This is a genomic window from Sphingomonas sp. 66-10, from assembly GCF_001897045.1.
Lineage (GTDB): Bacteria > Pseudomonadota > Alphaproteobacteria > Sphingomonadales > Sphingomonadaceae > Sphingomonas > Sphingomonas lycopersici.
The window spans coordinates 417,830-427,273 of the sequence record NZ_MKRR01000133.1 but is presented as its reverse complement, the minus strand read 5'-3'; the positions used below and the strand labels follow the sequence as shown (position 1 = coordinate 427,273).

8 protein-coding genes and 1 pseudogene are annotated in these 9,444 nt (G+C 67.3%); 5 read left to right on the top strand and 4 right to left on the bottom strand.

All coding sequences use genetic code 11. The features are described 5' to 3' along the window. Window positions 1-1,121: pseudogene (locus BGN95_RS15915) on the top strand (alpha-glucuronidase); the annotation flags it as partial. 33 nt (window positions 1,122-1,154) lie between these two features. Then, on the top strand, window positions 1,155-2,222 hold the full coding sequence (locus BGN95_RS15910; RefSeq protein WP_286773278.1) for a LacI family DNA-binding transcriptional regulator: 1,068 nt from the start codon (window positions 1,155-1,157) through the stop codon (window positions 2,220-2,222). 155 nt (window positions 2,223-2,377) lie between these two features. Here the strand turns inward: BGN95_RS15910 and BGN95_RS15905 are convergent, their stop codons facing one another. Genes BGN95_RS15905 through BGN95_RS15890 form a run of 4 tightly spaced genes read right to left on the bottom strand, consistent with a single transcriptional unit; the run spans window position 2,378 to window position 6,572 of the window. Further along, window positions 2,378-3,799, bottom strand: coding sequence for a sugar porter family MFS transporter (locus BGN95_RS15905; RefSeq protein ID WP_265267425.1), 1,422 nt, complete (start codon window positions 3,797-3,799; stop codon window positions 2,378-2,380). 27 nt (window positions 3,800-3,826) lie between these two features. Further along, window positions 3,827-4,693: an SMP-30/gluconolactonase/LRE family protein gene (locus BGN95_RS15900; RefSeq protein WP_286773277.1), complete on the bottom strand. Its 867-nt coding sequence runs from the start codon at window positions 4,691-4,693 to the stop codon at window positions 3,827-3,829. Further along, window positions 4,684-5,430 carry a D-xylose 1-dehydrogenase gene (gene xylB, locus BGN95_RS15895; protein WP_265311936.1) on the bottom strand — a complete coding sequence of 249 codons (747 nt, stop codon included), beginning with the start codon at window positions 5,428-5,430 and terminating at the stop codon, window positions 4,684-4,686. Before xylB ends, BGN95_RS15900 begins: the two co-directional genes overlap by 10 nt. Window positions 5,431-5,438: 8 nt before the next feature. Then, window positions 5,439-6,572 (bottom strand): fumarylacetoacetate hydrolase family protein, encoded by a 1,134-nt coding sequence (locus BGN95_RS15890; RefSeq protein ID WP_286773276.1) that lies wholly within the window; start codon window positions 6,570-6,572, stop codon window positions 5,439-5,441. A 150-nt stretch (window positions 6,573-6,722) separates the two neighbouring features. Between BGN95_RS15890 and BGN95_RS15885 the strand changes: the two genes are divergently transcribed. From BGN95_RS15885 to BGN95_RS15875, 3 genes are all read left to right on the top strand, one after another. Next, entirely contained in the window at window positions 6,723-7,949 is a 1,227-nt protein-coding gene (locus BGN95_RS15885) for an SGNH/GDSL hydrolase family protein (RefSeq protein WP_286773275.1), read from the top strand. Further along, on the top strand, window positions 7,946-8,875 hold the full coding sequence (locus tag BGN95_RS15880) for a polysaccharide deacetylase family protein (protein WP_286773274.1): 930 nt from the start codon (window positions 7,946-7,948) through the stop codon (window positions 8,873-8,875). The genes BGN95_RS15885 and BGN95_RS15880 overlap by 4 nt, the downstream gene beginning before the upstream one ends. Beyond that, window positions 8,872-9,444 (top strand): family 43 glycosylhydrolase (locus BGN95_RS15875; RefSeq protein ID WP_286773273.1); only part of this gene is annotated, 573 nt, incomplete at its 3' end. The genes BGN95_RS15880 and BGN95_RS15875, both read left to right, overlap by 4 nt.

The window sequence follows — 9,444 nt, the reverse complement described above, 5'->3', positions numbered from 1 at the left end:
GAGTCGTGATGTGGCGGGCATTCGTCTATGCGCACGACAATCCCGAGGATCGCGCCAAACAGGCGTTCGACGACTTCCACCTGCTCGACGGCCGTTTTGCCGATAATGTCCTGGTCCAGGTGAAGAACGGCCCGATCGACTTCCAGCCGCGCGAGCCCTTCCATCCGCTGTTCGGCGCGATGCCGCACACCCCGCTGATGATCGAATTCCAGATCACCAAGGAATATCTCGGCTTCGCCTCGCATCTCGTCTATCTCGGGCCGCTGTTCGAGGAGACGCTGCGCGCCGATACGATGGCTAAGGGCGCGGGGTCGACCGTCGCCGGCATGATCAGCGGGATGGCGGGCGTCGCCAATGTCGGGCGGGATCGCGACTGGACCGGCTCGATCTTCAACCAGGCCAATTGGTATGCGTTCGGCCGCTACGCCTGGGATCCGACGAGCGCGTCGGACGCGATCGCGCGGGAATGGGCGGCGATGACGTTCGCGCCCGATCCGGCGGTCGTCGATCGCGTCGCACGGATGATGGCGGGCTCGCGCGAGGCGGCGGTCGATTATATGACGCCGCTCGGTCTCGCCCATCTGATGGGCACCGATCACCATTATGGCCCCGCGCCCTGGGTCTCGGCGCTCGCGCGACCCGAATGGAACCCGGTCTATTATCATCGCGCAACCGCGGACGGCATCGGCTTCGATCGAACCGCGAGCGGCAGCAACGCAATCGCGCAATATGCCCCGCCGGTCGCGCAGCGGCTGCGCGATCCGGCGACGACGCCAGAGCGCGAACTATTGTGGTTCCATCACCTGCGCTGGGATTATCGCATGTCCTCCGGCCATAGTTTATGGGAGGAACTGGTCGCGCATTATGATCGCGGGGTCGCCTATGTCGATCAGATGCGGGGCGACTGGACCGCGCTCAAGTCCCGCATCGATGCCGAGCGCTTCGAAAAGACCGCGGCGCTGCTCGGCATCCAGTCGCGCGAGGCGCGGTGGTGGCGCGATGCCAGCCTCGCTTATTGGATGTCGGTGAACCATCTCCCGCTGCCGCCCGGCGTCCGCCCGCCCGCGCACGACCTCGCCTGGTACAAGGCCGAGGACTTCCCCGACGCACCGGGGCATTGACTTGCGCCGGTCGTGGTGACGTAACGGGCGCGCATGAAAAAACCGCGCGCCACACGACGCCAGCACAACACCCCGACGATCAGCGACGTCGCCGCGCGTGCCGGCGTCTCGCCGATGACCGTCTCGCGGGTGATCAACGCCAAGGAAAGCGTGCGGGAGCGGACGCGCGAACGCGTCGAGGCGGCGATCGCGGCGCTGAACTATGCCCCCAACGCCGCCGCACGCGCGCTGGCTGGGGGCGACGATATCCGCATCGGGCTGCTCCATTCCAACCCGAGCTTCGCCTATCTGAGCGCGCTGCTGGTCGGCGCGCTCGATCAGGCCAGCCGCAGCAACGTGCAGCTGATGGTCGAGAAATGCGACGATGCCGACGATTATCGCGCGGTGATCGATCATCTCCTCGCGGGGCGGGTGGACGGCGTGCTGCTGCCCGCGCCGCTCAGCGACGCTGCCGGCATCCTGGAGGCGATCCGCGACGCGGAACTGCCCGTCGTCGCGATGGCGACCGAACATGCACCCGAATGGGCGCTATCGATCTGCATCGACGACAAACGCGCGGCGTACGAAATGACGCGGCATATCGGCGCGCTCGGCCATCGCCGGATCGGCTTCATCAAGGGCGATCCGAACCAGGCGGCGAGCGGCACGCGGCTCGCGGGTTACCGCCGCGCGCTCAAGGATATGGGATTGCCCTATGATCCCAAGCTCGTCGTGAACGGCCTGTTCAGCTATCGCTCGGGGCTCGATGCGGCCGATGTGCTGCTCGGGCTGGCCGACCCGCCGACGGCGATCTTTGCCTCCAACGACGACATGGCCGCCGCGTCGGTGGCGATCGCGCATCGCCGCGGGCTCGAGGTGCCGCGCGACCTTACGGTGTGCGGGTTCGACGATACCGCGCTCGCCACGACGATCTGGCCCGAACTGACGACGATCCGTCAGCCGGTGCTCGACATGGCACGGATCGCGCTCGAACGGCTGGTGCAGGTCATTCGCCTGCGGCGGGCGGGGCGCGCCGACGAGATCGGGCAATCCCATATCCGCGCGGAACATGCGCTGATCCGCCGGCAATCCGACGCTGCGCCGCCGGCTGCGGACGCATAGGGCCGGGATTATTCCTCCCCCGGAGGGGGGGGGGACCGTTGCGCAGCAACGGTGGAGGGGTAGCCGGCGCAGGCGGTATCGTCTGAGGCTAATACCCCTCCACCAGCCTTCGGCTGGTCCCCCTCCCCTTCCAGGGGAGGAATAGCGAACCGCTCTCAGCCCTCCATATCCTCCAGCTCGCGTCCGCGCGTCTCGCTGACCATGCGGCGCACGAAGAAGAAGGAGATCGCCGCGCACAGCGCATAGCCGGTATAGGTGATCGCCAGCCCCGGCGAGACCGCCAGCGCGGGAAAGCTCACGGAGATCGCGGCATTGGCGATCCACTGTGCGAAGCCCGACACCGCCAGCCCCGAGCCGCGGATCTGATTGGGGAACATCTCGCCCAGCATGACCCACATGATCGGCCCCCAGCTGAGGTTGAAGAAGATCACATAGAGGTTCGCCGCGATAAGCGCGACAAGGCCGTTGTGGCCGGGCAGCGTGACCGCATTGCCCGCGCCGGTGACGGCGGTCGAAAAGGCGAAGGCAACCGTGGCAAGGGTAACGGCCATACCGGCCGATCCGATCAGCAACAGCGGCTTGCGCCCGATCCGGTCGACCAGCGCGATCGTCGCAAGGCACGCGCCGATCGACAGCACACCCGACAGGATATTGGTCTGCAGCGCATAATCCTCCGAGAAGCCGACCGCTTCCCACAATGTCGCGCCGTAATAGAAGACGACGTTGATGCCGACGAACTGCTGGAACACCGCCAGTCCGATGCCGGTCCACAGGATCGGGCGGATCCGGCCGGTGCGCTTGTCGATGAGATCGGAAAGCTTGGGCTTGTGGTGATCGGCGGCAAGGCTCGCCTCGATCTCCGCCACCTTGCGATCGGCCTCCGCCGCGCCGAAAAGCCGCGTGAGAACCGCCCGGGCCTGGTCCTTATGGCCTTTCACGACAAGGTAGCGCGGGCTTTCCGGGATGATGAGCAGTGCCAGGAAATAGATCGCGGCCGGGATCGATTGCAGCCAGAACATCCAGCGCCACGCCGGATAGTCGAGCCACAAGGACGCGGTCGATCCTCCAGCGTAGCGCGCCAGCACGAAATTGGCGACGAACGCCCCGGTGAGGCCGGTGATGATCATCACCTGCTGGACGCTCGACAGCCGCCCGCGGATCGCCGCCGGGGTCACTTCCGAGATATAGACCGGCGAAATCACGCTCGCCGCGCCGACGCCGAGACCGCCGATGATGCGGGCGATGATGAAGATCGCCGAGCTGCTTGCCGCGCCGGCGAGGAGCGCGCTGACGAGGAACAGCGCCGCCGCGATCAGCATCACGCTGCGCCGGCCGATCAGATCGGCGAGCCGCCCCGCGCCGAACGCGCCGAGCGAGGACCCGACGAGGATCGCGCCGACGTTGATGCCGATCCCGAGCTTGCCGAGATCGAACGCCGCCTCGAGACCTTTCTGGGTGCCGTTGATGACGCCGGAATCATATCCGAACATGAAGCCGCCGATCGTCGCCACGGCGACGATCGCGGTGATGAAACCGAGGTTGACCCGCATCAGGCCGGATTCTGCCGCCGTCGCCATTCTTCTCTCCTTTTCTCGTTGTTATCGTTATATTTTCGCTTCGTGGACCGCGAGTCCGGCGACGCCGGGGTCGAACGCGAAGACATTACCCGCCAGCGGCTGCGCGGCAAGCGCCGCGGCGTCGAGCCCCTTGCGCGCGGTCGTGGCGTAGGCGATGTCGAGATCGGGGCCGCCAAAGGCGATCTTGGTGACATTGGCGACCGGGAAGTCGATCGTCCGCATCAGCGCGCCCGCCGGATCGTAACGTCGCACACCCCAGCCCCCGAACAGCGACACCCACAGACATCCCTCGGCATCGATCACCGAACCGTCGGGGTGGCCGGCGCCGTCCTCGATCGCGATATGGCGTTCCGGCGTGCCGAGCGAGCTGTCGTCGTGGATCGGGACGCGCCAGATCACCTTTCCCAATGTGTCGGTGTGGTAGAGGATGCGCGCGTCGGCGCTCACCGCCGGGCCGTTGGTGATCGCCACCTCGGGCAGCCCGCTATGGGTGATCATCCCGCCGACACAGCAATAGAGCGCGCCGGTCAGCTCGCTTTCGTCGTCATCCATGCTGCCGAACCAGATGCGCCCGTGGCGATCGGTCGTCGCGTCGTTGAGGCGATTGCCGGGATAATGGGGCTCCGGATCGGCGAGCGGCGCAAAGGCACCCGATGCTGGGTCGAAACGATGCAACCCGTTCTTCAGGCCGGCGATCATCCCGCCGCCCTGCACCGGCAGGACCCAGCCGACCTGATCGGGCGCATCCCATGCCTTCGCCGCGCCGGTCGCGGGATCGAAGCGATGGACGCGTTGGCGCTTGATGTCGACGAACCACAAGGCGCCGCGCGCCCAGAGCGGCCCTTCGCCGAGGATCGCGCCGATCGGGAGGACGGAGTCGACCATTATCGCCATCCCGCATCGACGAAATATTCATGGCCGGTGCACATGCGGGCGTCATCGGATGCGAGGAACAGCGCGAGCGCCGCGACATCGACCGGCTGGATCCGCCCGGCGAGGCATTGCGCCGCGACGATTTCGGCCTCGTCCTCGGGCGTGTACCAGCGCTGCTGGCGCGGCGTCTGCACGTTGCCGGGCACGATCGTGGTGACGCGGATATTGTCGCCGCCCAGTTCGCGGGCCAGTCCGCGGGTCAACCCCTCGATCGCGGCCTTGGCCGTCTGGTAGAGAACCAGCCCCTTCAAGCCCAGATGCCAGCTGATCGAGCCGAAGTTGATGATCGCGCCGCCGCCGGCCGCGCGCATCCCCGGAACGACCGCCTGGGCGGTGAAGAACAGATGGCGCAGGTTGGTCGCCATCCGCTCGTCCCAGAAGGCGGGGGTCACCTCGTCGATACTGTGCCGGTCGTCGCTCGCGGCATTGTTGATCAGCACGTCTATCCCGCCAAGATCGTCGGCGATGGCGCCGATCGTCGCGCCCAGCGCGTCGAGATCGCGCAGGTCGCAGCGGAAGAAGCGGGCCGAAGCGACGCGTGCCGCCAGCGCATCGCCGGCATCCGCGTCGAGATCGACGAAGGCGACACGCGCGCCCTGCGCGGCGAAGCTTTCCACCAGCGCGGCGCCGATCCCGGTTGCGCCGCCCGTGATGAGGACGCGCTTGCGCGCCAGGCTCGGATAATGCGCGCGGTCCATCGCGCCGGTCACGCGCCCGGCTCCAGCAGTCCGCGACGGGCAAGATTGGTCATGAGCGCGCCGATCCCCATCCGCCAGACGGGCGCTTCGCGCGACGTGACGACGCGATTGACGAGCCGCCCGAGCTGGGTGCTTTCGATCGCGACATGGTCACCCACCTTGTGGGTGAAGCCGCGGCCCGGATCGTCGCGATCCTGGATCGGCGCGAAAAGCGTGCCGAGGAACAAGGCGAAGCCATCGGGATAATGATGCTCGCTCAACGTCTGGCGCACCAGTTCCAGCGGATCGCGGCTGATTTCGGTCATGTTGCTCGCGCCGTCGAGCACATAGCCGTCCTCGCCCTCGATCCGCAGCCGCACCTCCGCGCTGCGAACATGGTCGAGCGTGAAGCCCTGGTCGAACAGCCGCACCATCGGCCCCAATGCGCAGGATGCATTATTGTCCTTCGCCTTGCCGAGCAGCAGCGCCGAACGCCCCTCGAAATCCCTGAGATTGACGTCATTGCCGAGCGTCGCGCCGATCGCCTCGCCGCGGCTGTCGACGATCAGCACGATTTCGGGTTCGGGATTGTTCCAGCCCGAGTCCGATCGGATGCCGATCTCGGCGTCGGGGCCGACCGCGGAAAGCACAGGCGCCTTGGTGAAAACCTCGGCATCGGGGCCGATCGCAACCTCCAGATATTGCGACCAGAGCCCGTCCTCGATCAGCGCCTGCTTCAACGCGTCCGCTTCCTTCGAGCCCGGCACGACCGCCCGGATCGAGCCGCCGACGCGCGTTTCGAGCCGCGCGCGGATCGCCGCGGCGGCGGACCAGTCGCCGCGCGCGCGCTCCTCGATGACACGCTCGATCGCCGAGACGGCGAACGTGACCCCGCATGCCTTGACGCATTGCAGGTCGATCGGGGCGAGAAGCGACGCCATCGCGCCGTCGAACGCGCCGAGCGAGATGCCGCCGTCACCGTCGAGCCGGCCCGATTCGATCAGCGCCGAGACGGTGGGGGCGACGCGCGACATATCGAGCAATTCGCCGTGGCGCACGAGGACGGGGGTTGGCCCTTCGGCATGATCGAGCCGGCCGAGAAAACTTCCGTCACGCCAGTCGCGCGGGAGCGCTGATCCGGGTGCGCCATTGGGACTCAGCATTTCCTCTCCACTCGACATGCGAATTTGATAGCGCTAACAGCATCTCGACCACGGCAATGTCAAGAGCATGCCATCGGTCGGAAAGCGGAGACTCGGATCGCGCCGGAAAATAGCGCGGCACACCGATCGGAGCGAGAGGAGAGGGGAAGAATGATCCGACCGCGCATAGCTTTGGCCGCGCTTCTCATGCTGGCGACCGCCGCCGCGTCGCCCCCGCCGACCAAATGGGTCGGCAGCTGGGCATCGTCGCAGCAAACGCCCGAAGCGCAGAACACGCTGCCGGCAGACGATCTGACCGACACGACGCTGCGTCAGGTGGTGCGGCTTTCGCTCGGCGGTGGCCGGGTGCGCATTCTCGTCAGCAATGCGTTCGGGGCCGAGCCGCTGCGGATCGACAGGGTGCATATCGCACGGGCGATCGCGGCGGACAGCGCGCGCATCGATCCGCTGAGCGACCGTGCGGTCACCTTCGACGGCATGTCCGGGGTGACGGTGCCGGCGGGCGCGAGCTATTGGTCCGATCCGGTCGCCTTCGATGCTGCCCCGCTCAGCGTGGCGGCGGTGACGATGTATTTGCCGCAGGCGCCGAGCGGCCAGACCAGCCATCCCGCGTCGCGCGCGACGAGCTATCTCGTCCACGGCGATCGCGTCGCCGACGCCGATCTGCGCGATGCGAAAACCGTCGAACATTGGTTCCAGCTCGCGGGGGTCTCGGTCGAGGCAGCCGGCGATGCGCGCGCGGTCGTCACCTTCGGCGATTCGATCACCGACGGGCATGGCGCGACGACCAACGGCAACGATCGCTGGCCGGACCGGCTGGCGGCGCGGCTGCAGGCCGATCCGGCGACCCGCGCGGTCGCGGTGCTCAACCACGGGATCGGCGGCAACCGGCTGCTCAACATCGGTCTCGGTCCCAGCGCCCTCGCCCGCCTCGACCGCGACATATTGGCGCAACCCGGGGTGAAATATCTGATCCTGCTCGAAGGGATCAACGACATCGGCACATTGACGCGCGACGCACCGGCGACATCGGCGCAGCATGACGCGCTCGTCGCCCGGATGATCGGCGCCTATCGCCAGATCGTCACCCGTGCGCGCGCCGCCGGCATCCGCGCCTATGGCGCGACCATCCTGCCGGACGGCGCATCGGGTTATTATCATCCGGACGACCTGAGCGAAGCGGATCGGCAAGCCGTGAACCGCTGGATCCGTACGCCGGGGAATTTCGATGCGGTGATCGATTTCGACGCGGTGATGCGCGATCCGGCCGATCCGCGCCGGATGCGGGCGGATTACGACTCGGGCGACGGGCTGCATCCCTCGCCCGCCGGATATCGCGCGATGGCGGATGCTATACCGTTGGAGCTGTTCAAATGAGGCCTATCCTCGCGCTCGCCGCTGCATTTGCCGCCACGCCCGGCGGCGCATCCCCGGCGCCGTCGATCGCGATCACGATGGACGATCTGCCCGCGCTCTCGCCGTGGCCCGAAGGCACCGATCGTGTCGCGCTGGCGCGGCAGATCACCGAGGCGCTGGCCGCGGCGCATGTCGGGCCAGTCTATGGCTTCGTTAACCACGCGGTGGCGGAGCGTGATCCGGCCGTCGCGCCGTTTCTGGACATATGGCGCCGCGCAGGCCTGCCGGTCGCCAATCACGGTTGGAGCCACGCCGATCTGCACACGGTCGGCACGGCGGCCTTCATCGACGATATCGCGCGCAACGAACCGTATCTCGCGGCGGCGATGAAGGGCGAGGACTGGCGCTGGTTCCGCTATCCCTTCCTGCGCGAGGGCGTGGATGACGCACAGCGCCTCGCGGTGCGCGGCGAGCTTGCCCGGCGCGGTTACAAGATCGCCGCGGTGACGATGAGTTTTGAGGATTATTTGTGGAACCCGCCCTATGCCCGCTGCGTCGCGGCGGGAGACAAGGCGGCGGTAGCGGAACTGGAGCGCAGCTATCTCGCCGCCGCGCGCGACGCCGTGCGCGCCTCGCGCAGCCAGGCGCGCGCGGTGTACGGGCGGGACATTCCCTATGTCCTGCTGATCCATGTCGGCGCGTTCACCACGCGGATGCTGCCGCGCCTGCTGGCGCAATATCGACAGGAGGGGTTTCGCTTCGTCACCTTGCCGAAGGCGGAATCCGATCCGGCCTATGCCGCCGATCGCAATCCCGCTTTGCCGCCGGTGGATTCGCTGTCGCGCCGCGCCGCGGGGAAGGACGGCGTTTATCGCTCGCCGGATTACGGCCCGGCGCTCGCGGCGACATGCCAGACGCAAACGCACGCGGGGGAGCCGCTGAGATGAAACCGGCATTGCTGATCGCGGTGCTTTTCGGCGCCGTCGGGGCGGGACCGGCCGCGGCGCAGGAGACCGCCGTCCCCGCGCGTTTTGCGTGGTTCGATTATCGCGGGGAGGATGGCGGCGCGCTGCCGGCGGGGCAATATCGCAACCCGATCCTTGCCGGCTATTATCCCGATCCCAGCATCGTGCGGGTCGGGCGTGATTATTATCTCGTCAATTCCACCTTCGCCTGGTTCCCGGGCATCCCCATATGGCACAGCCGCGATCTGGTGACCTGGCGGCAGATCGGCAATGCGATCGACCGGCAGGACCAGCTCGATTTCGCGGGCATCACCATGTCGAGCGGGGTGTTCGCCCCGGCGATCAGCTATCATGCCGGGCGCTTCTATATCGCCAATACCTGCGTGCGCTGCGGCGGCAATTTCGTCATCACCGCCACCGATCCTGCCGGTCCCTGGTCGCGCCCCGCGTGGCTGCCGAGCGTCGAGGGGATCGATCCGTCGCTATTCTTCGACGACGACGGACGGGCGTGGCTGATCAACAATCGCGAACCGGCCGGCGGGTCCCGCTAC

What these genes read in the sequence shown, in the direction of transcription:
- BGN95_RS15910 (WP_286773278.1), top strand. Translation starts at nt 1,155, where the DNA reads ATGAAAAAACCGCGCGCCACACGACGCCAGCACAACACCCCGACGATC.
- BGN95_RS15905 (WP_265267425.1), bottom strand. Translation starts at nt 3,799, where the DNA reads ATGGCGACGGCGGCAGAATCCGGCCTGATGCGGGTCAACCTCGGTTTC.
- BGN95_RS15900 (WP_286773277.1), bottom strand. Translation starts at nt 4,693, where the DNA reads ATGGCGATAATGGTCGACTCCGTCCTCCCGATCGGCGCGATCCTCGGC.
- xylB (WP_265311936.1), bottom strand. Translation starts at nt 5,430, where the DNA reads ATGGACCGCGCGCATTATCCGAGCCTGGCGCGCAAGCGCGTCCTCATC.
- BGN95_RS15890 (WP_286773276.1), bottom strand. Translation starts at nt 6,572, where the DNA reads ATGCTGAGTCCCAATGGCGCACCCGGATCAGCGCTCCCGCGCGACTGG.
- BGN95_RS15885 (WP_286773275.1), top strand. Translation starts at nt 6,723, where the DNA reads ATGATCCGACCGCGCATAGCTTTGGCCGCGCTTCTCATGCTGGCGACC.
- BGN95_RS15880 (WP_286773274.1), top strand. Translation starts at nt 7,946, where the DNA reads ATGAGGCCTATCCTCGCGCTCGCCGCTGCATTTGCCGCCACGCCCGGC.